The following is a 20,960-nucleotide window of genomic DNA, read 5'->3' as shown; positions in this document are numbered from 1 at the left end:
CTCAGGTTGGGGCCGTCTTCGTTTTCGCGTCACTTCCGCCGCCTATCGTGGGACGTGTGACCAGCCCCGACCTCCCCCCGGCGGCGGCGCGCACCGCGCCGTCCGTCCAGGTGATCGCCCACCGCGGATCCTCGTACGCGCTGCCCGAGCACACGCTCGCCGCCTACCGGCGGGCGCTCACCGAGGGCGCCGACGCGGTCGAGTGCGATGTCCGGGTCACGGCCGACGGACATCTGGTCTGTGTGCACGACCGCAGGATCGGCCGGGTCTCGGACGGCCGCGGCACGGTGTCCGCGATGACGCTGGCCGAGCTGGAGGCGCACGACTTCGGCGCCTGGAAGACGGGCGCACCGAGCGCGGACCCGGAGCTGCGGGGCGTTCTGCGGCTGGAGAGCCTGCTGGAGCTGGTCGCGGACTGCGGACGCCCGGTGGACCTGGCGATCGAGACCAAGCACCCGGTCCGTTTCCGGGGCCGGGTGGAGGCCGAGCTCCTGCGGATGCTGGACCGGTTCAAGATCACCGGAGACCCCGCGGACGGCCGCCCGCAGGCCCGGATCATGAGCTTCTCCGCGCTGGCGCTCGCCCGGGTGGCCGCCACCGCGCCGCAGTACCCGAGGGTGTTCCTGTTCGAGCGCGGCCTGCCGCTGCGGGGCCGGCTGCGCCCGGGCGCGACGCTGCCGGGCGGGGCCGGGATCGCCGGGCCCGGCATCGAGCTGGTGCGGGCCAGGCCGCGGCTGGTGACGCGACTGCGCGAGCTGGGCCACCAGGTGCACGTCTGGACCGTGGACGAGCCGGCCGACGTGGAGCTGTGCCTGGAGCTCGGGGTGTCGGCGATCATCACCAACCGCCCGGCCGAGGTCCTCGCCCAGCTCGGCCGGTGAACCAAACCTGCTGCCGACAATTTTTGCCGGAAATTATGCGTTTTCACGACGGAGGGTGAGCACGGAATCACCTGCCGCCCACCCTGGGTCGCGCGGTTTGAAATGTCCGCGCGGGATCGCCCCGCAGTCGTTTCCGACGCATTACCAAGGGGCATCCATCCCTCGGCATACGCTGAAGGAGGTCCGGGGGTGGCGTTGATGGTGGCGCGTGAAGTGCCGACTTCATCGACCATGGCAGTGCCGCACGGCCCAGCGAGTGTCGGGGTCGCACGGCGCCGACTGCGTCGAGATCTGGGCGACCGGGAGATACCCGAACCGGTCATTGATGATGCTGTTCTGATCCTTTCCGAACTGCTGAGTAATGCCTGTCGCTATGCGCGGCCGCTCGGGCCATTGCCCGCGCTCGGCCGCAGCGCCCGGGCGGAGGTCGTGGACCAGGTGCTCGTCGGGGTCCCCACCGCGGGCCAGGGCGCCAGGACGGCCGCACACCCACAGCCGGACGGCGGCGACGGCGGGGTCCTGGTGCGCTGGCAGATGCACGCGGACGGGATCCTCACGCTGGAGGTCACCGACGGCGGGGCGCAGACCCGCCCGACGCCCGCCGGCCCGTCCCTGACCTCGCGCGGCGGCCGCGGCCTGAGCATCGTCGGCCAGCTGGCCAGCGACTGGGGTGTGCGCGACGCTCCCGGCGAAGTGACGGTGTGGGCGGCACTGCCCGCCCGGGCCCGCCACGCCCGACGGACCGGCGGTGATGCCCGCAGCGCCTGAGCGGGCCGGACCCGCCCGTCCGCGCGCCCCCGCGCCCCGTCCGCGCGCGCCGCCACCCACGCCCCGCCCCGGCGTGTGTCCACGCGCCGGGGGAACGTCAGTAGGCTGCCCGGAGCACAACACAACCGTCCCCGGGAGAGCCGCACCATGGGCAAGAAGGCCGCCAAGAAGGCGCCGCAGCGCAGCCAGTCCACCACCGCCGCCACGGGCGAGATCCCCGTGGTCGGGGCCCGCGAGAACTGCCCCTGCGGTTCCGGCCGCCGGTACAAGGCGTGTCACGGCCGGGATGCCTCGCACGCCGTGCAGGAGCTGGTGCACCGCCCGTTCGAGGGGCTGCCGGGCGAGGCCGACTGGGTCGCGCTGCGCGAGCTGGTGCCGGCCGCGACGGTGCCGCTGACGCTGGCCGCCGGGGTGGCCGAGGCCGCCAACGGCGAGGTCCCGTCGGTGACGCTGGCGACCGTCCTGCCGCTGGCCTGGCCCGCGCTGCGCCGCCCGGACGGCTCGATCCTGCTCGGCCTGCAGACCCAGTCCGCCTCCGGCGACCTGAGCCGCGACCTCGCGGACGCCCTGGAGCTGGCCCTGGCCACCGAGCCGGGCACCCCGGTACCCGCCCGCCGGACCGTCCCGGGCGGCCGCCGTCTGCAGGATCTGCTGGACCTCGACGCCGGGTTCACGCCGGCCGTGCACACCGGCTTCGAGTTCTGGCTGGAGGACGCCGAGGCCGCCACCGGCGAGGTGGCCGCCTCGCTGGAGCGCGCCAACGCCTCGGCGATCCCCACCGAGAAGCTCGGCAGCGTCGACTCCGCCTACTGGTGCGGCACTCCGGACAAGAACCACCTGCGCTGGGTGATGACGGTGCCGGAGGAGCAACTGCTGGACGCGCTGGCCCGGCTGACCGCCGCCGACCAGTCCTCGGTCGGCCCGGACACCCGCCTGGTCGGCTCGTTCCGCGCGCACGGGCTGACCGTCCCGGTCTGGGACCTGCCGGTGGCCATGACGGCGGCCGACTGCGAGAAGCCGGCCGCCGAGTTCGCCGAGCGGCTCGCCGCCACGCTGGCCGACAACACCCCGCTGACGGCCGAGGAGCGGCGCGCCCGGGCAAACCTGGTGAACCGTCAGGTCACCTTGAACTAAAGGCGACCAGGATCGGGTGATACGCGTCACATTACCCCTCGCCGACCGCAATTTCCGGGCGGGGAAGGGTCCTTGGAAATTGGCGCGGGCGCGGATCCTTGTTACTGTCTAAAGAGTCCGGTCGCTGGTGCATCCCCCGTCGCCAGCGACCGGATCTTTTGTTTTCCGGAACGGCCGCCCGCGTGCGGCCGGCGCACGGGACGGCGCACGAGCGGCTGGTCCGCCCGCACGATCCCGCCGTACACGATCACTCGCGCACGACCCCGCCGCACCCGGTCAGTACGCCGAGCGGCCGGTGTCCAGCCGGACCGTCGCCTCGACCAACTCCCCCAGCAGCGGACCGACCTGGGGCAGCCAGACCCCGCCGCCGGCCGCCGGCCGCGGCGGCAGCACCCAGCGCACCCGCCCGCCGGACCCGCCACCGGGCGGCAGCGGCAGGAACCCACCCGACCCGTGATAACGCAACGAGCCCGGCACCCATGGCAGTTGGGCGAGCATCTCGCCGAGCACGTCGAGCGAGTACGGGGCGACCAGCATCGCGTACCGGCCGGGCATCGCCAGCACCGGGCCGAGCGGCAGCCGCAGCGCGCCGAGGTAGGCGAGCGCCCTGGCACCGGCCGCCGCGGGCAGGCTGACCGCCGAGACCACCCCGCCGGTGGCGGCCAGCACCGGCGCGTCCGGGCTCTGCCGCTCCCACCACCAGCGCACCATCCGGGCGTCGGTGGTGGCCGCGAGCAGCGGCGGGTCGTGCGGGTGGGCACCGGGGACGGCGCAGCCCGGATCCCCGCAGGAGCACTGCCCGGCAGTCAGCAGCGCGCCCGGCACCACGGGCCAGCGATGGTCCACGGCGGCGGCCAGCGCGGCGGCCAGCCGGGCGGAACGGGCCGATGACCGGCCCCTCGGATTCTCACGCATGGCGCTCGTTCCTTTCCGTGACCGCTCGGTTCGCTCAAAGCCCGCCGGCGTACGTCGGGAAGCGCCGTGCGGGCCCCGCGAAGGCGCGATGCTGGCGGGGCCGGGCGGCAGGACGGACGAACGGCGTGACGGGCGTGAAGCACGGTGTGGAGCACGACCTGAAGGACCGCGGAATAGAACAGCCCTTGGAACGAGAATCCCGTACGCGACCGGATGGACGCCGCCCGGGGGCGGTTGGTTCCACCGTACGAGTGAGTGTCTTCCGGCCAGCCCGGCCGACGGACGGCGAAAGCATACGATCCGGACGGCCGCCGGAGCCGTCAGGACGGTTCTGCCCGTTCTCCCGGAGCTCCATGCCGTCCGAGGCCGACCGGCGCGCGTACGAACCGGACGCGCCCGCCGTACGGGCTCCGAAGCATGTGGAACCGGCCACCGCGTCGTCCTGGATCTGGACATGCCCCGAATGGCCTGTGTAGAAGTGGTGGCATTGCTGTCGATCAATGACGAGTAGTAGCGAATCGAGGCGAAACGCGCCCTTTGGCCGTCCTCGCTCCAATCGGCCGTACCTGGGGGTTCCGCATGACACGTACCACCGCGTCAGGAGTGGCGGCATGAACGAGTCCCACCCATCGTCGACTCCCTCCGAGCCGGGCGAGCCCGGCTGCGTCAGCGGGCTCTCGGTGCTCGACCCGCCGGGCCGCCACCGCCCGGTGCTCGGCCCCGCCGAGCAGCAGTGCCCCACACCCGAGAGCCGAACCGCACCCCCGACGGCGGTGCAGGACCGTTTGGCCGGACGGCTGTCCGATTTCACCAGCCTGCACGAGCACACCGAGCGGCTCGCCCGTGCCCGGGGCCTCGACGCCACCCTGACCGCCGTCCTGGAGTCCGTCGGCGCGCTGCTCGGCGCCCGGCGCGCGCTGCTGGTCACCGCCATGCCCGGCGGCGGGCCCAGCCAGCCGGTCGGCCTCGGCCTGGACCGCGCCAGCCTCGGCGCGCTGGAGACCGTGCCGCCCGAGCAGAGCCTGCTCGGGCGGCTGCTGCGCGAGCACGACCGGCCCGCCCGGGTGCGGTCCCACGACCTCGCCGGCGACCCCGCCATCGGCACCCGGCTGCGCGAGGTCGCCGTCCACCTCGGCCTCGGCGGTTGTTACGGCCTGCCGCTGGCCACCGAGGAGGACGGCCCGCTGGCCTCCGCCCTCTGGTTCTACGACGAGCCCGCCGGCCCGACCGAGCGCCAGTGCGAGCTGGCCCGCCGGTACTGCGAGGTCGCCGCGCCGCTGCTGGCCAAGCAACTGGACGCGGACCGGGCCCGGCGCACCACCGAGGCGCTGCGCCGGGGTCTGCTGCCGGACCACCTCCCCCGGCCCGCCGGACTGCGGCTGGCCGCCCGGCTCGTCCCGGCCGGGCTGGACCGCTCGGCCGGCAGCGACTGGTACGACGCCATCCCGCTGCCGGACGGAACCGTCGGCCTCACCGTCGGCAGCGTCTCCGGCGACGGACTGGGCGCCGGCCCCGGCTCCGCCCCGGGCGCGGCCGCCGCGATGGGCCGGATCCGGGCCGCGCTGCGGGCGTACGCCGTGCTGGAGGGCGAGGACCCGGTCTCCGTCCTCGGCGACCTGGAGCTGCTGCTCAAGACCACCGAGCCGGCCCGGACCGCCACCGCCGTCTACGCCTGGGTGGAGCCGGAGGAGCGCCGGATCACCCTGGCCGGCGCCGGGCACTGCCCGCCGGTGCTGGTCGGCCGGCACGGCGCCGAGTTCGTGGAGACCTCGCTCTCCGCCCCGCTCGGCATGCTGGCCTGCTGGGAGGCGCCCGGGGTCGAGCTGACCGCCGAGCCCGGCGACACCCTGGTGCTCTACACCGACGGCCTGGCCCGCCGCTGCGGCCCCACCCTGCACGCCGGACAGGCCAACCTGCGCCGGGCCGCCGCCGACGCCCCGCGCGACGTGCGGATCGACCCGGACCGGCTCTGCGCCCACCTGCTGGCCGTCTGCGCGGGCCGGGACACCGGGCCGGCCACCGACGACCTGATGCTGCTCGCCGCGCGCTTCGAGTAAGCCCGAGCGAGTGAGCCCGGGCGCGCGGGGTACGCCCGCGCGCGCCCGGTGAACCCGCGCCCCCGCCACCCCGACCCCGAACAGGTGAGCGGCCGGGCGTCCGTACCATGGACGCACGGCCGCCCCCGCGTGTCGCGATCCGACGCTCCCGGGGCGGCACACCACCCCGCAAGGAGGCGACGTACGTGACCGAGGACCGCACCCCGGCGGTGGCCGAGAACCCTGAGGCCACCGGCGGCGACGAGGAACCGCAGCAGTTCAAGGGCCGCAAGAACGGCCTCTACTCCGAGGTCTCCGACGAACTCGCCGCCTCGATGAAGTCCGGCTGGGCCGACACCGAGCTGCACGGCCTCACCCCGGTCGCGCAGGCCCCGTACGCGGCCGAGCGCCGCGCCCGGCTGTCCGCCGCCTACCCCGGCGAACGCCTGGTGGTCCCGGCCGGCACCCTGCGGGTCCGCTCCAACGACACCGACTACGCCTTCCGCGCCTCCAGCGAGTACGTGCACCTCACCGGCGACCAGACCGAGGACGCGGTGCTGGTCGCCGAGCCCACCGGCGACGCCGGCCACGAGTTCGGCCTCTACCTGCTGCCCCGCTCCAACCGCGAGAACGGCGAGTTCTGGCTGGACGGCTACGGCGAGCTGTGGGTCGGCCGCCGGCACAGCCTCACCGAGCAGGAGCAGCTGCTCGGGCTTCCGGTCCGCGACGTCCGCGAGGCCGGCGCGGAGCTGGCCGCCCGCGCCGCCGCCTCCCCCGTGCCGACCCGGATCGTGCGCGGCTACGACGCCGGTCTGGAGGAGGCCCTGGCCGGTGTGCTCGACCCGGAGCGGGACGCGGCGTTCAAGGAGTTCCTGAGCGGCCTGCGGCTGGTCAAGGACGAGTGGGAGATCGGCGAGCTGCGCGCCGCCTGCACCTCCACCGTCAACGGCTTCACCGACGTGGTACGCGAGCTGGGCCAGGCCGTCGCCACCTCCGAGCGCTGGATCGAGGGCACCTTCTGGCGCCGCGCCCGGGTCGAGGGCAACGACGTCGGCTACGGCTCGATCTGCGCCGCCGGCCCGCACGCGACCACCCTGCACTGGGTGCGCAACGACGGCGCCGTCCGCCCCGGCGAGCTGCTGCTGCTGGACGCCGGCGTGGAGACCAACACCCTCTACACCGCCGATGTCACCCGCACCCTGCCGATCAACGGCCGGTTCAACGACCTCCAGCGCAAGATCTACCAGGCGGTCTACGACGCCCAGGAGGCCGGCATCGCCGCGGTGAAGCCCGGCGCGGGCTTCCGCGACTTCCACACCGCCTCGCAGCGCGTCCTCGCCGAGCGCCTGCTCGCCTGGGGCCTGCTGGACGCCTCGGCGTACGACGTGGAGAAGGTCCTGGAGCTGGGCCTCCAGCGCCGCTGGACCCTGCACGGCACCGGCCACATGCTCGGCCTGGACGTCCACGACTGCGCCCACTCCCGCCGTGAGGAGCACGTGGACGCGCTGCTGGTGCCCGGCATGGTGCTCACCGTCGAGCCCGGTCTGTACTTCCAGCAGGACGACCTGACCGTGCCCGAGGAGTACCGCGGCATCGGCGTCCGCATCGAGGACGACATCCTGGTCACCGCCGACGGCAACGAGAACCTCTCCGCGGGCCTGCCCCGCCGCGCCGACGAGGTCGAGGCCTGGATGGCCTCGCTCGCCTGAGCCGACGTACGCAACGGGCCCGGCTCCCCCTCGGGCAGGGGGAGCCGGGCCCGCGTACGTCCTACTTGGCGACCACCCGGACCGGGACGGTGCGACTGCCGACGACGATGGCCGGCCCCTCCAACGGCACCACCGCCACCCTCGCGGTCACCGGCATCACCCCGGCCCCGTCCTGTCCGGTCAGCTTCAGCCGGTACTTCACCGTCCTGCTCTGCCCGGGAGCGAGCGTGAACGCACCGCTCCCGTCCCTTGCCGGCTTGTCGGTGGAGCGGAGGTCCATGGCCGTCCAGGTATCGCCGTCCTGCCGTTCCAGAGTGCCGGAGACAACCGGCGAGGCCCCGGCGTACGACTCGGCCGCCACGACGGGCACCAGCGCGGAATAGCCGGTCCGGCTGGTGTTCCGGTAGGTGACCGAGAACGTCACCGCGCTGCCGTCGTTCGGCACCTGCTGACCCACGCCGAGTCCCTCGAAGCCGATGCTCACGTCATTCTGGTTCGGCCGCAGCGCCGGTACCGGGTGGCCGCCGACGTCCAGGGTGTCGAGGATCGACACCAGGGCGGTCTGGTACTCCGGCTTGAGCCCGATGGCCGAAAGGAACACCTGGTCGTCCGGCAGGGCCCACATCTGGGCCGTGAAGGACTCCTTGGCATTGCAGGTGACCTGCCACTGCGACTTGCGGGCGGCTCGCCCGGCCACGATGTCCCTGGTCTGCACCGGGTTCCCGCTGGTCATCGGTTCGCCCTCGGCGGGCACGTGCGGATTGCCCCAGACCGGGCAGTAGGGCTGGGAGGTCCAGCCGCCCGGCGAGTCGAGGAACGACATGGCCGGCCAGATATCCGGTTCCTCGTCGAACACCGCCAGCTCCGCCCCGTACGGGGCGCAGTCCCTGGTCGTCGCCGACTTCGGCGCCCCGGGGCTCAGCACGCAGAGCCGTCGGTCGCCGGGGTCCGGCGGCACGACCCGCCAGCCCGCCGGGACCTTGAACTTCACGCCGTGGAACGTGTAGTTGGACGGTGCCGGCGGGGCAGTACTCGCGGTGCCGGACGGAGCAGGGGCACCGAGCGGGGCCTCGGTCCCGACGTCGCCGGTGACCGTCTCCGTGGCCGAGGGGGTCTCGACCGGGGTGGCCGTCGGGCTCGGCTCGGTGGTCGGCTCGGCACTCGGGCTGGGGCTCGGGCTGGCCGTCAGGGTGGCGGCCGGCGGCGGCACCTCGTCCTGCCGGGCCACGGTGTCGCCCCGGAAACCGAGCACGCCGAACGCCAGGGCGGCGGCCAGTCTGAACAGCGGCACGGCGGTGACGTACACCGGCCGCAGCCGGCGCGTCCGGCGGTTCGGCGGGGCGGCCGGGCGCAGGTCGTGCGCGGTGATCCGGGCCGTACGGGCGTTCATCGCCTCGCGGAGCAGCCGTTCCGTCGGGGTCTCGTCCGGCCCGGTGCCGTCGCCGCCGCGCGGGCGGGGAAGTTTGTCGGTCATCGAACCTTCTCCAGGTGCTTTTCCAAGGCGTCCAGGGCCCGGCTTGCGGTGGACTTCACGGCACCCCGGGACAGCCCCAGGGTCTCGGCGATCTGTGCCTCCGACAGATCGGACCAGTAGCGCAGCACCAGCACCTCGCGCTGGCGGGACGTCAGCTCCCGCAGGGCCACCAGCACCCGCCGGTGCTCGTCGTTGAGGACGGCGTGGTCCTCGGCGGACGGCGCGTCGGCCTCGTGCGGCGGCACGTACTCGCGGGCCGTCTTGCGACGGCGCAGCATCGACCGGGCGCCGTTGACCACCGAGGTCCGCAGGTAGCCGAGCGCGTTGTCCAGGTCGTCCAGCTGCTCGCCGTGCCGCTGGTAGAGCTGGGTGAAGGCCTCCTGCACGACGTCCTCGGCCAGGTCCTGGTGGTCGACCAGGAGGACCGCCATCCGGACCAGGCTCAGCCGGTGAGCGTGGTAGAGGTCGGTCAGGGTGGGCCGGTCCTCGGCCGGCCGGCGCCCGCCGCGCAGCAGCCGGAAGCCCGAACGGCGCTGTGCCGCCTCCGGCTGGACGCTCGGGGCGGCGGTCACCTCGTCGGCCTCCTGCGCACCGAACAGCAGCCCGACCACTCCGGTGAGGGAGAATCCCCGCCCCTTCTCGGGTCCGACGATCGGCCCGATAGCCATGGACATCTACGTTCTGCTTTCCCCCGGGACGGCGCCCGGTGCGGACCGGGCCGTCAGGACACGTGATCAAGGTTGTGATCAGCGGGGACCGTGTCATCGCCGCCGAACCGGCTCCGTCCGCCCCCATACCAATGGACGTGCGGCCCGGCTCGGGGTTGCACGTGGGTTCGAGGAAAGTTCGGCCTGGCCGTGACGGCTACACTCGGCCACATCCCGCCACCTACCTGCAGGGGGTATTCCGTGGCCGAGCAGTACGCCTCGGGGCCGTCGGCCGACTCGGCCGGGCCGCCGGCCGGCACCCCCGGGCCGGTGGACGTCGTGATCGGGCGGCGGCCGGAACCGGTGCACGATGTCGCGGTGTACGCCTTCGACGGCATGACGCCGTTCGAACTCGGCGTGGTGGTCGAGGTGTTCGGGCTGGCCCGGCCCGAGCTGAGCGGACTGCTGGCCGCGCCCTGGTACGGGCTCAAGGTCTGCGCCGACCGCCCGGGCAGCGCGCTCGCCTCGGTCGGCGGCTTCTCGCTGACCGCCCGGCACGGTCTGGACGAACTCGCCGCCGCCGACACCGTGGTGGTCCCCGGGGTGCCGAACGCCTTCGGCGGCGAGGTCTCCCCCGGCCTGGTCACCGCCCTGCGCACGGCGCACGAGCGCGGCGCCCGGATCGTCTCGATCTGCTCCGGCGCCTTCGCGCTGGCCGCCGCCGGCCTGCTGGACGGCCGCGAGGCCACCACCCACTGGCGCTACGCCGAACTCCTCCAGCAGCGCCACCCGTTGGTGAAGGTCAACCCGGACGTGCTGTACGTGGACGGCGGCTCCGTCCTGACCAGCGCGGGCAGCGCCGCCGGGATCGACCTCTGTCTCCATCTGGTCCGCCGCGACCACGGCGCCAGGGTGGCCAACAGCGTGGCCCGCCGCTTCGTGGTGCCGCCGCACCGGGACGGCGGGCAGGCCCAGTTCATCGAGGCCGCCGTCCAGCCCGTCGAGGCGGACGACGACGGCGTCGCCCGCAGCATGCGGTGGGCACTGGACCACCTCGCCGCCCCGCTGACCATCACGCTGCTGGCCCGGGCCGCCCGGATGTCCGACCGCTCCTACCTGCGCCACTTCACCGCCCGCAACGGCACCAGCCCGATGCGCTGGGTGATCACCCAGCGCATCGCGGCCAGTCTGCCGTTGCTCGAATCCCCGGACGGCACCGTGGAGGAGATCGCCGCCGCCGTCGGCTTCGAGAGTGCCGCGACCTTCCGCCACCACTTCGGCCGGGTGATGCGCACCTCCCCGACCGCCTACCGCCGCGGCTTCGGCAGCGGGGCGGCTTAGCGCTTGGCGGCCGGTCCGGCGGGCTACTCGCCGGTGCGCAGGGCCGCGTTGGCGAGCATGGCGTCGTGCAGCCACTGGGCGAGGCCCGGGGCGAGCTGCTCGTAGGTGGCGGTGAAGCGGGGGTCGGCGAGGTACATCGCGGCGAGGCCGCGGTGGATCTCGAAGGTGCAGTCGTAGAAGTTGTCGCGGATGTGCTGCCGGTGCACCTCCGCGAGGTCCATGGCGGCGCCGCCGTCGGCGGGCTCGCCCGCGGTGAAGGCCTCGACGAGACGGGCGTTGAGCGCGTCCGCCTCCGCCTTGATCCGCTGCCAGTCGGCCTTGACGTAGCCGCCGGTGCGGCGCTGGGACTGTGCCCAGGCGGCGGTGCCGCCCCACCGCTGCTCGGCCTCGGTCTCCCAGTCCTCCTGGTAGGCCTCGCCGAAGACCTCGAACTTCTCCTCCGGGGTCAGCTGAATACCCATCTTCTGTGCCTCCATGGCGTGTTCGACGGCCGCGGCCAGCTCCTGGAGGTGGCTGATGCGGTCGGTCAGCAGCTGGTGCTGGCGCCGCAGATGCTCGCTCGGGCTCACCGAGTCGTCGTCCAGGATGGCCGCGATCTCTTCCAGGGGGAACCCGAGTTCGCGGTAGAACAGGATCCGCTGCAACCGGTCGAGGTCGGTGTCGTGGTACCGGCGGTAGCCGGCCCGGGTGCGGCCCCGGGGGGCGAGCAGTCCGATCTCGTCATAGTGGTGCAGGGTCCGTACGGTCACCTTGGCGATCTTCGCCACCTCGCCGACCGAGTAGCCACCGCCGTCCATGCGGGTCGCTCCCTTCTTGCTGACCACAACCCTCCGTCCTCACGTCGCGTGAGGGTCAACCCCGTATTCGACGGAGGCGGCCGTGGCGGAGGGCTGCCGGCGGAGGCGGCCGTGGCGGAGGGCCGGCGCCCTAGGACGCCGCTCCGGCCAGGGCGCGCTCACGGCGGCGGGCCGACCGGCCGTGGCCGCCGCCGGCCCCCGTCCGCGGGCGGCGGCTCTGCCGGGTGGGCCAGAGCAGCACATACGCGGCCGAGACCACCACGAACGCGAGCCGGACGAACCCGCGCGCCGAGTCGGACGGGACCAGCAGCGTCCCGCCGTACAGCGCGGCCAGCGCGATCCAGCTCCACCACGGGACGAGGCGCTTCTGGCCGACGGCGTCCCAGAGCAGCGTGCCGAGCAGGATCGAGGCGGTGTAGTACGTGTAGACGCTGGGATCGAGCAGGATCCGGGCGTCGGCCCCCAGCAGGACGACGGCCGGCCAGCGGCCGCGCCAGACCGCGATCGTGCCCAGGCCCAGCCCCAGGGCGAACTGCGCGGGCCGGTCCCACCACGGGGTGGCCGGGTCGGTCACCCCGAACCAGCGCAGCGCGGAGGCCGGCTGGTTGGGAATGGTGAACTTGGCGGCCGCCACCGTGTCCAGGTTGCCCAGGTAGAACGGCAGCCAGGCGATCGCGACCAGCCCGGCGAACCAGAGCGCGGTCCGTAGCCACGCCGGCCGGGGCAGCGCGAGGATCAGCGGGGCGAAGGCCAGCGCCCACGGCTTGGAGTCCACCGCCAGCGCCAGGTAGACGCCGACCATGGTGGCCCGGCCGCGGCTGAGCGCGTGCGCGGCGAGAGTGGTGAAGAAGAGGGCCAGCACGTCGTCCAGGTGTGCGAAGCGGACCGAGACCTCGACCCACATCGGGATGAATGCCAGCCCGGCGATCAGCAGCCGCTGCTGGAGCCGGCGATGGTTGGTGCCGGTGCCCCGGTAGTAGCAGGCGGCGGTCCGGCCGACCAGGACCAGCATCACCAGGCCGAGCCCGGACATGGTCGCCTCGGCCAGCAGCTCGCCGGTGTGCGCGGGGAAGGGGTCGAAGAGCCGGGCGACGGCCAGGCTGACCGGGCCGATCTGGAGCTCGGGGTGGTGCGCGTAGAGCGAGAGCCCGCCGTCGGCCTGTCCGCTGAAGAGCAGTTCCTCGCCCTGGCGCAGGTAGTGCCAGGAGAAGCCGCCGCTGGGCTCGACCAGGAGGAACCAGAGCACCGTCCAGGCGACCAGGAGGACGTGGTGTCTGCGGATCGGCAGACCTGCGATCCGCCCGGTGGCGGCCTCGTAGTCGGTGGTGCCACGTGCCGTGCGAACTCCCCGCACTTGTCCCTCTTCCCCGCCGTGCCGCCCCCCCTCCGGCCGGACATCCTATGTGACCGCAGCGGACCCCCGGCGCCATGGCCGGTCACCGTCGGCGGCATGCGGACCGGTGGGACCGGGCTCACCCGGACGCGCCCCGGTTGCTCTGCGGGCACTCGGGGCGCGCCCCGGTCGCTCTGCGGGCACTCAGGACCTCCCCGGGTGCGCCCCGAAAAGCCGCGTGCCCCCCGGAGCTCCGGACACCGGATCTCCGAGGGGCACGCGGGTGGCTACGGCTCCCGGGCTCAGCCGTGCTGGGCGGTCCTGCGACGGCGGAGCACCACGAGGGTGCCGACACCGGCCGCGAGGACGGCACCACCGGCGATCGCGATCGCGGTGGTGTTGTCACCGCCACCGGTCTGGGCCAGGTCCTTGTCCGCGTTGTCGGCCCCGTCCTTCGCCTTGGTGACGGCGGCCGGGGTGAGCTTCGGCGGGGTGATGTTCGGGACGGTCACCGGGAAGTCGATCGGCTGCTGGCCGTCGGTGCTGCTCGCCGACGGGACCGGGGCCGAGCTGGACGCCGAGCTGGTGGCGGAGGCGCTCGGCGCGGTGGTGGTCGGAGCCGACGTGGTCGGGGCCGGGGTGGTCGGCTCGGCAGTGGCCGACGGCGAGGTGCTGGCCGACGGCGAGGTGGTGGCGGTCGCGGACGGCGAGGCGGTCGTGGTGGCGCTCGGCGAGGTGCTGGCCGACGGGCTGCCGGTCGGCTTCCCCGTGGGGCTCGGCTTGCCGGTGCTGGGCTTGGCGGTCGGGCTCGGCTTGCCGGGCCCACCTCCCTTGATGGTGAAGCCCGCGCCCTTGATGCCGTCGCAGCTGAAGCGGCCTTCGTTGACCGGCTTGTGGCTGGTGTCGTCGAGCTGCGCGGAGAAGACCACGGGCACCACGCCGGCCTTGCCGAGCGGGGCGTCCTTGGTGAAGGAGACCCGGACCTTGATGGCGATGTTCTTGCCGCGGTTCACGCCGAGCAGGGCGTCCTCCGCGACGTTCCCCTCCTGGCCGATACCGCCGAGCAGGGTCAGCACCGCGTCGTCGTCGGAGTCCCCGCCGCCGGGCGCGACCGAGCCGGGCAGCCACTGGCCGCCGGGCAGCTGGTACTCGACCTTGAGGTCGTCCGCGCCGAGGGAGCCCTCGCGGTTCTTGAACTTGAGCAGCGGGATGAAGACGAAGTCGTGCTTGGTGGAGTTCTCGATCCTGAAGGTGAACTCCCGGGCGTCACCGCCCGCGACGAAGGTGTCCGGCACACCGTGCACGGAGAGGTCGAGGCTCTGACGCCCGGCCTTGTCGGCCTGCGGCGCGGCCGCGGCGGACGGGGAGCCGGTGGTGCCGACGGCCACGGCGCCCTGGGCGCCGGCCAGCACCAGAGAGGACGCGAGCGCGGCGGCGCCGGCAAGGGCAAAACTGCGACGTATGGACAAGGAGACCTCACGAGAGTGTCCGGGCGCGGCCCGGGAGCGCGGCAGGGCACGGCTGTTCGGACAGCGGACCCCCCGCGAAGATGAAAGTCCGACGGAGACTACCGAACGATCCAGCCACTTCGGAAGGTGGGTGCCACGCTGCGCGCACCACTCGCGCCACCCATGTCCGATTGGCCCAACTCCGTCACCTCGTAAGGCTTTTGCACTCGACGGCCAGTTGGCCGCAGCATGACCGATACACGTCCGGAGGACGGTGCCGGGCGGCCCTCCGATGGCCTGAAACCGACGGTGCGCGAAGGTCCCTGGTACGAAGGTTCCGGGTGTGGCCGGTCAGCCCGCGACTGCCGGTCAGCCCGCGCCGCGCCGCCCGCTACGGTCGACCGGCGGGCGGCACCGGACGGTCCGCGTACAGGTGCAGCAGGGCGCCGAGGGTCGGGTCGCGGCGCAGACCGTGATCGAGGAGGCCGAGCCGCTCGGCGACCTGGCGGGACCCGGTGTTGTGGCCGTGGATCCAGGCGACCAGCGGCGCCCCGGGCGAGTGGCGGTGCGCGGCGGCGATGGCCGCACGGGAGATCTCGGTGGCGTAGCCGTGGCCCCAGTGGGCGGGGGCGAGCCGGTAGTAGAGGTTCCAGTAACCGGTGACGGTCTGGAGCTGTGCGCCGCCGACCCCGACCACCGTACCGTCGGTGCGCAGCCGGGCCGTCCAGTAGCTCAGCCCGTCCGACTCCCAGCGCCGGGCGGCCCGTTCGATCCAGGCCAGGGTGGTCCCCTCCTCCCGGTGCCGGCCCTCGGGCAGATGGCTCCAGGTACGGGGGTCGGTGTTGATCTCGAACAGCGCCGCAAGGTCGTCGGCGCAGACCGCGCGCAGCTCCAGCCGGTCGGTACCGACCAGCCTCGGCTCGCCGGGGAGGGGATCCTTCGTGAACGTCACGGCGCGATCGTAGGCACGCGGGAACGCGCCGGGCACGCGGTTTTCCCCGCGCCGGTCCTCGGGACGGCCGGCGCGGGGACCGGCCGCCGTCAGGCCGGCAGACCGGCCCGGCGGCGGGCGACGGCCGCGACGGCGGCCCAGTCCTTGTCGCCGTCCCCGTGCGCGAGCGCGTCGAGGAAGGCGTCCCGCAACACGCTGCCGAAGGGCAGCGGGACGTTCTCCGCGGCACCGGCGGTGAGGGCGAGGTTGACGTCCTTGAGGCCCAGCGGCAGCTTGAACCCGGCGGGCTCGTAGCGGCGTTCGGCGACCATCGAGCCGTAGCCGGCATAGACCGGCCCGGGGAAGAGGGTGCCGGTGAGCATCTCGATCAGGTCGGTGGGGCGGACGCCGTTGGCCTCCGCCAGGCTGCACGCCTCGGCCATCGACTCGATCGCGCAGGCCAGCAGGAAGTTGGTGCTGATCTTGGCGGCGTTGGCCTGGTGCGGGCTCTCGCCGAAGTGCCAGGTGCGCTGCCCCATCGCGGCGAGCAGCGGCTCGACCCCGGCCAGCACCTCCGGCTCCCCGGCGGCGAGGATGTTGAGTTCGCCCGCGGCCGCCACCGGGGGCCGGCCGAGAACGGGCGCGGCGGCGTAGGCGATGCCGTGCTCGGCGTGCAGGGCCTCGGCGCGCTCGGCGAGCGCCACCGAGACCGTCGCCATGTTGAGGTGCACGGTGGCCTTGGCGCCGGCCAGCAACGCCGGGTCGAGCAACAGCCGTTCGACGGCCTCGTCATTGGCGAGCATCGAGACCACCGTGTCAGCGGCGAACGCGCCGGCGAGCCCGTCGGCCGCCTCGGCGCCCTGGGCCACCAGCGCGGCCACCGGCTCGGGCGAGCGGTTCCAGACCCGGACCCGGTGGCCGGCCCGCAGCAGGCTGGCCGCCATGCCCTGCCCCATCGCACCAAGACCCACGAACCCGACCGTCGCACCGGCCATCGCACACTCTCCCGTTGTCGCCTGGCGGGCCGACCGTACGGCCACGATGCGTCGACTGTACGTCAGGCCTTCTGGCCGGTCGGGGATCTGGGCTCAGGCACGATCGTTCAGGCACGACCGTTCAGGCGGGCGCGTTCAGGCGGGCGCGTTCAGGAGCGCGTGTTCAGGCGCACGCGCGCTCCGGGAGCCGGACCGATCCGGCCTGCAGCTCGGCGACGACCCGGCCGCGCAGCAGCTCGTACTGGGCCTGGAGCCGGCCCGGGCGCTGCGGACGGGCCACCGGGCGCCCGGGGCCGACCCGTTCGTCCGGGCCGAACTGCTCACGGGTGAGGTCGATCTCGACGCCCGTGGCGAACCGGTTCCACCAGTGCAGGTCCGTCCGGACCCCGCCGACGTGCACCTCGCCCATCATCAGCTCACCGCCGAGGAGGTCGTGCACCACCAGCGCCGTCACCCCGCACTGGCCGCGGGCGGGATTGTCGGGACGCCAGTGGGCCAGGTCCTCGGGCGCACAGGTGTCCACACCCCAGGAGGAGCGGATCGCACGTTCGATGTCGTTGAGGGTCCACGCCGTCATACCGGGAAGCCTGCCACGCGCCACTGACAGCGGCACCGGCTTTTCACCGGGCCACCCCGTGTTCTGCGCCGACCTTCTCGATCTTCACCCGTACGAGCAGCTCACCGGGTACGCCGTTGCGGGCGCCGTACTGCTCGGCGAGGTCCTCGCCCATGTACCGGGCGGCGATCCTGGTGGCCCAGTGGCGCACCTCGGCCAGGTCGTCGCCGAGCGTGGCGGTGCCCTGGACCAGGACGTAGGAGAACGGCGGCCGCTCGTCGTCCACGCAGAGCATCACCCGGCCGTCGCGGGCCAGGGTGCGGCCCTTGACGGTGTCGGCGCCGGTGTTGAAGAGGATCTCGTCGCCGTCCAGCAGGAACCAGACCGGCGCGACATGCGGTCGGCCGTCGGCGCGGGTGGTGGCGATCTTGGCGGTACGGGTGCCTTCGGCGAGGAACGCTCGCCACTCGGCCTCGGTCATATGTGCCATGGCCTCATCCTGACCTGGCCGGTGCCGCGGCGCACGGGATACGGCGCGCGAAGTACGGCCCGCACGGCGCACGGGGCGCCGCCGGGCGGCCTGGACGGTCGGGGGCCCGTCCCGGCCCCGGCACCGGGCGGCCTACCTGGCGAGCGCGGCGACGCCCGCCTGCGCGAACTGCTCGTCCAGGTCGCCGCTGGGCGCGCCCGCGACGCCGATCGCCGCGACCGGCGCGCCCTTGGACTGCACCGGCGCCCCGCCCGCCAGGAACAGCGTGCCCGGGACGTCCTTGAGATTCGGGGCCTGCGCGAGCCGCTTGGCCAGCTCGGAGGTCGGCGCGTTCCACGAGACCGCCGTGAAGGCCTTGCGCTCGGCGGACTCCGGCGACTGCGGACCGGCGCCGTCGCCCTTGAGCAGCACCCGGGTGACGCCGTCCCGGTCGACGACCGCGACCGAGACGTGCTGGCCGGCCCTGGCGGCCGCGTCCAGGGTGGCCTGGGCGGCCCTGGTGGCGGCCTCGATGGTCAGACCGGTGGTCTGGGCGAGGTTCCGGTTCTGGGTGTCGGCCTTCACCGCGGAGGCGGCGGCCGGGGTCTCGGACGGCTGGGCGCTGGCCGAGACCGCACCGGCGGTGGCGGCGGCCAGCGCGGCGGCGGCGACGGTGCCGGTCAGCACCCGGGTACGCGCGGAGGTCTTCTTCATGGTCCAGCTCCTCGTCGGATCGGTCGGATCGGTCGGAGCCACGGCCGGGACCGGGTCGGACCCGGCGGCTCCGGTGCCGATCCTCCGACGGCCGGCCGGCCCGGCACATCGACGGTCCGGTGCGTGTCCGCGCGCATGATGGAGGACAGGGCCGTCAACCGATCGGCCGATGCGCGACCGGGCCGGACGGGTCACCATCGAGGGATCGCCGCAGGTCGGCACCCCGGTCGCCCGGGCGGCGGGCCACCCGGCCCGAGCCGTCCGAGCCGCCCGGGCCAGGTGGGCCGGGTGAGCAGCCCGAGTCGTAGCGGCCCGTCCGAGCGGTGCCAGTGAGGAGCGAACCCGTGGAGCAGCCCCGCCCCGTCGCCGGCCAGGACACCGGGGATCCGGACGCGGGCCGGCTGGCCGTGCTGCTCGACTCCGCCTTCCTGCTGCTGCTCGCCACCTCGCTCAGCCGCTACCTCGCCCACCACCCCGGCAGCGCCCGCATCCCCTGGGTGATCGGCCTGAGCCTCACGCTGGCCGTCGCCCAGCCGGTCGGCTCCTGGCTCGCACACCACCGCCCGCCCGCGGAACCGGGGCGACGGCGCGGGCTCTGGTCGCTCGCCCTGGTGGTCGTGCTCTGGGTGGTGCTCGTCCTGCTCGCGCCGAGCTTCGCCTGGTGCGCCGTCCCGCTGGTCTACACGGCCCTGCGCACCCTGCCCGCAGCCGCGGCGATCCCGCTGGTCGCGGCGCTCACCCTGCTGGTGGTGGTCGGCGAGGTCCGGCTGGGCGGGGTGGACGCCAACCTGATCCTGCTGCCGCCCGCCGTCGCGGCGCTGGCCACCGCCGTCTTCCTGCACATGGAGCGGCAGGCCGCCCGGCAACGCGCGCTGATCGCCGACCTGGTCCGCACCCGGCGCGAACTCGCCGCCACCGAACGGCGGGAGGGCACCCTCGCCGAGCGCGAGCGGCTGGCGATGGAGATCCACGACACCCTCGCCCAGGGGCTCTCCAGCCAGCGGATGCTGCTCCAGGCCGCCGACCGCATCTGGGACACCGACCCGGCGACGACACGCACCCACGTCCGCACCGCCGCCGAGGTGGCGGCCCGCAACCTGGCCGAGGCCCGCCGCTTCGTCCATGACCTCGCACCCGCCGAACTCGCCGACGGCCGCCCGCTCGACCAGGCGCTGCGGTCGCTCGCCGAGCGGGAGTCCGCCGAGAGCGGGCTGCCGGTCCGCTTCCACCTGGACGGCACCCCGGTACCGCTGCCCGCCGCCGCCCAGGCCGCGCTGCTGCGGATCGCCCAGGGCGCGCTGGCCAATGTGCGGGAGCACGCCGGGGCGTCGGCCGCCGCGCTGACCCTGTCCTTCCTGGGCGACCAGGCCGTTCTGGACATCGCCGACGACGGACGGGGCTTCGACGTCGGCGCCGCCCGTGCCGACGGCACCGGCGCCGGGGGCGCGCTCGACGGCACCACCCCTGCCCGAGGTACGAAGGCCGGGCGCGGCCACGGCCTGCCCGCGATGCGGGCCCGGCTCCGTCGGTTCGGTGGCGGCCTGACCGTCGAGAGCACCCCCGGCGAGGGCACCGTCGTCTCGGCCGCGATCCCCCTGGAGTCCCGATGAACACCGCACCCGCGGCGCCCCCTGTCCGTCTGCTGGTCTGCGACGACCACGCCGTGGTCCGGGCCGGTCTGCTGGCGCTGCTGGCCAGCGCCGGCGACATCGAGGTGGTCGGCGAGGCGAGCGACGGGGAGGAGGCGGTCCTGCTGGCCGCCCGGCTGGCACCGCAGGTCGTGCTGATGGACCTGCAACTCGGCAAGGGCATCGACGGGGTGGAGGCCACCCGCCGGATCACCGCCACGCCGGGCGCGCCGCACGTCCTGGTGCTCACCACGTACGACACCGATGCCGACATCACCCGGGCGATCGACGCGGGCGCCACCGGCTACCTGCTGAAGGCCGAACGGCCGGAGGAACTGTTCGCCGCGGTCCATGCGGCCGCGCGGGGCCGTACGGTGCTCTCGCCCCCGGTCGCCTCCCGGGTGATGGCCCAGATGCGGACGCCCGTACGCCGGCTCACCGAGCGCGAGCAGGAGATCCTCGCCCGGCTGGCCCAGGGGCTGGGCAACCGGGAGATCGCCCGCGCGCTGTTCATCAGCGAGGCGACGGTGAAGACGCATCTGGGCCGGATCTACGACAAGTTGGGCGTGGACACCCGGGCCGGTGCGGTGGCCGTCGCCAAGGAGCGCAGACTGCTGCGCTGAGCGTCCGCGCGCTTCCGCTCGGTATCGGGCGGTCCGTGGAATGCCGGGTTCCGAGGCGGCGCGCTCCTGGCGCCGCCCGGCCGGACGGGTGCCACCGGCCGGGCGGCCGCACCCCCTGACCGCACCCCGCTCTTCGATTCAACTTGGGTGCGAGGAAAGGGTGTTGATGCATCGACCACAGGCCGGGCCGATCGATGACGGCCGGCCACCCACTCACACCCCGCCCGCGAATCCACTCCAGGGATGTGGATATTTCGTGGATCCCCGTATTGACAAACCAACCACGCGGTTTGTTAGCGTGGAGATCAACGACACCCCGGGGGAGGGGATCGCCGGGGTCTGTGCGGACCGCCCTCGCCGGAGGGTGCTGCCAGGGGGGCGGCGAGACCTTGGGAGTCGGGGGGAGCGGTGCGCCAAGGCCGTGCGACGAGGCGGTGGGGGGGGGGGCCGGGGGGGGGCCCGCCCCCCCCCCCCCCCCCCCCCCCCGCGCCCCCCCCCCCCCCCGCCGGCCCCCCCCCCGCCCCCCCCCCCCCGCCCCCCCGCCGGGGGGGGCCCCGCGCC

At 74.2% G+C, this 20,960-nt stretch carries 19 protein-coding genes; 8 read left to right on the top strand and 11 right to left on the bottom strand.

Features of this window, described 5'->3' with window-relative positions; translation table 11 throughout:
* Positions 1-56: 56 nt before the first annotated feature.
* The 3 genes from ACIO5D_RS21660 to ACIO5D_RS21650 all read left to right on the top strand — a co-directional run bounded on the left by ACIO5D_RS21660 (position 57) and on the right by ACIO5D_RS21650 (position 2,783).
* Complete coding sequence (locus ACIO5D_RS21660) at positions 57-881, top strand: glycerophosphodiester phosphodiesterase family protein (protein ID WP_363603887.1); 825 nt, start codon at positions 57-59, stop codon at positions 879-881.
* Between the two features lie 198 nt (positions 882-1,079).
* Positions 1,080-1,649, top strand: coding sequence for an ATP-binding protein (locus ACIO5D_RS21655; RefSeq protein WP_363604197.1), 570 nt, complete (start codon positions 1,080-1,082; stop codon positions 1,647-1,649).
* Between the two features lie 147 nt (positions 1,650-1,796).
* The gene (locus ACIO5D_RS21650; protein WP_400658394.1) at positions 1,797-2,783 is read left to right on the top strand and encodes a DUF5926 family protein; all 987 of its coding nucleotides are present in this window, start codon (positions 1,797-1,799) and stop codon (positions 2,781-2,783) included.
* A gap of 276 nt (positions 2,784-3,059) precedes the next feature.
* Here ACIO5D_RS21650 and ACIO5D_RS21645 read toward each other — a convergent pair whose 3' ends face one another.
* On the bottom strand, positions 3,060-3,698 hold the full coding sequence (locus tag ACIO5D_RS21645; RefSeq protein WP_363603883.1) for a bifunctional DNA primase/polymerase: 639 nt from the start codon (positions 3,696-3,698) through the stop codon (positions 3,060-3,062).
* Positions 3,699-4,309: 611 nt separating this feature from the next.
* Here ACIO5D_RS21645 and ACIO5D_RS21640 point away from each other — a divergent pair.
* Together ACIO5D_RS21640 and ACIO5D_RS21635 are read left to right on the top strand one after the other, a co-directional pair.
* Positions 4,310-5,755, top strand: coding sequence for a PP2C family protein-serine/threonine phosphatase (locus ACIO5D_RS21640; protein ID WP_363603882.1), 1,446 nt, complete (start codon positions 4,310-4,312; stop codon positions 5,753-5,755).
* A gap of 185 nt (positions 5,756-5,940) precedes the next feature.
* Complete coding sequence (locus tag ACIO5D_RS21635; RefSeq protein WP_400797033.1) at positions 5,941-7,443, top strand: aminopeptidase P family protein; 1,503 nt, start codon at positions 5,941-5,943, stop codon at positions 7,441-7,443.
* Between the two features lie 61 nt (positions 7,444-7,504).
* Here ACIO5D_RS21635 and ACIO5D_RS21630 read toward each other — a convergent pair whose 3' ends face one another.
* Both ACIO5D_RS21630 and ACIO5D_RS21625 read right to left on the bottom strand, forming a co-directional pair.
* The gene (locus ACIO5D_RS21630; RefSeq protein ID WP_400797030.1) at positions 7,505-8,917 is read right to left on the bottom strand and encodes a hypothetical protein; all 1,413 of its coding nucleotides are present in this window, start codon (positions 8,915-8,917) and stop codon (positions 7,505-7,507) included.
* Positions 8,914-9,585, bottom strand: a complete 672-nt coding sequence (locus tag ACIO5D_RS21625; protein WP_400797027.1) for an RNA polymerase sigma factor — start codon at positions 9,583-9,585, stop codon at positions 8,914-8,916. The genes ACIO5D_RS21630 and ACIO5D_RS21625 overlap by 4 nt, the downstream gene beginning before the upstream one ends.
* 240 nt (positions 9,586-9,825) lie before the next feature.
* On the opposite strand from ACIO5D_RS21625, the gene ACIO5D_RS21620 reads away from it, so the two are divergent.
* Positions 9,826-10,905: a helix-turn-helix domain-containing protein gene (locus ACIO5D_RS21620; protein WP_400761624.1), complete on the top strand. Its 1,080-nt coding sequence runs from the start codon at positions 9,826-9,828 to the stop codon at positions 10,903-10,905.
* 23 nt (positions 10,906-10,928) lie between these two features.
* Here ACIO5D_RS21620 and ACIO5D_RS21615 read toward each other — a convergent pair whose 3' ends face one another.
* The 8 genes from ACIO5D_RS21615 to ACIO5D_RS21580 all read right to left on the bottom strand — a co-directional run bounded on the left by ACIO5D_RS21615 (position 10,929) and on the right by ACIO5D_RS21580 (position 18,148).
* Positions 10,929-11,702 (bottom strand): MerR family transcriptional regulator, encoded by a 774-nt coding sequence (locus tag ACIO5D_RS21615; protein WP_400797099.1) that lies wholly within the window; start codon positions 11,700-11,702, stop codon positions 10,929-10,931.
* Between the two features lie 130 nt (positions 11,703-11,832).
* Positions 11,833-13,056, bottom strand: a complete 1,224-nt coding sequence (locus ACIO5D_RS21610; RefSeq protein WP_400761627.1) for a hypothetical protein — start codon at positions 13,054-13,056, stop codon at positions 11,833-11,835.
* Positions 13,057-13,337: 281 nt separating this feature from the next.
* Positions 13,338-14,504, bottom strand: a complete 1,167-nt coding sequence (locus tag ACIO5D_RS21605) for an LPXTG cell wall anchor domain-containing protein (protein WP_400797024.1) — start codon at positions 14,502-14,504, stop codon at positions 13,338-13,340.
* 370 nt (positions 14,505-14,874) lie between these two features.
* Positions 14,875-15,435 carry a GNAT family N-acetyltransferase gene (locus ACIO5D_RS21600; RefSeq protein WP_400658377.1) on the bottom strand — a complete coding sequence of 187 codons (561 nt, stop codon included), beginning with the start codon at positions 15,433-15,435 and terminating at the stop codon, positions 14,875-14,877.
* 89 nt (positions 15,436-15,524) lie between these two features.
* Positions 15,525-16,454: an NAD(P)-dependent oxidoreductase gene (locus tag ACIO5D_RS21595; RefSeq protein ID WP_400797021.1), complete on the bottom strand. Its 930-nt coding sequence runs from the start codon at positions 16,452-16,454 to the stop codon at positions 15,525-15,527.
* Between the two features lie 118 nt (positions 16,455-16,572).
* The gene (locus ACIO5D_RS21590) at positions 16,573-16,986 is read right to left on the bottom strand and encodes a hypothetical protein (protein WP_363603873.1); all 414 of its coding nucleotides are present in this window, start codon (positions 16,984-16,986) and stop codon (positions 16,573-16,575) included.
* A gap of 43 nt (positions 16,987-17,029) precedes the next feature.
* Positions 17,030-17,455 (bottom strand): PPOX class F420-dependent oxidoreductase, encoded by a 426-nt coding sequence (locus ACIO5D_RS21585; protein ID WP_363603872.1) that lies wholly within the window; start codon positions 17,453-17,455, stop codon positions 17,030-17,032.
* Positions 17,456-17,587: 132 nt separating this feature from the next.
* Positions 17,588-18,148: a heme-binding protein gene (locus ACIO5D_RS21580; RefSeq protein WP_400658371.1), complete on the bottom strand. Its 561-nt coding sequence runs from the start codon at positions 18,146-18,148 to the stop codon at positions 17,588-17,590.
* A gap of 344 nt (positions 18,149-18,492) precedes the next feature.
* Here ACIO5D_RS21580 and ACIO5D_RS21575 point away from each other — a divergent pair, with 344 nt between their 5' ends.
* Positions 18,493-19,758 (top strand): sensor histidine kinase, encoded by a 1,266-nt coding sequence (locus ACIO5D_RS21575; RefSeq protein ID WP_400797018.1) that lies wholly within the window; start codon positions 18,493-18,495, stop codon positions 19,756-19,758.
* Positions 19,755-20,399, top strand: a complete 645-nt coding sequence (locus ACIO5D_RS21570; RefSeq protein ID WP_400797016.1) for a response regulator — start codon at positions 19,755-19,757, stop codon at positions 20,397-20,399. Before ACIO5D_RS21575 ends, ACIO5D_RS21570 begins: the two co-directional genes overlap by 4 nt.
* Positions 20,400-20,960 lie beyond the last annotated feature (561 nt).

It is taken from the genome of Kitasatospora sp. NPDC087315 (genome assembly GCF_044744345.1).
Classification (GTDB): Bacteria; Actinomycetota; Actinomycetes; order Streptomycetales; family Streptomycetaceae; genus Kitasatospora.
Note: the sequence above shows the minus strand (reverse complement) of the source record. Positions and strands in the feature narration are given on the sequence as shown.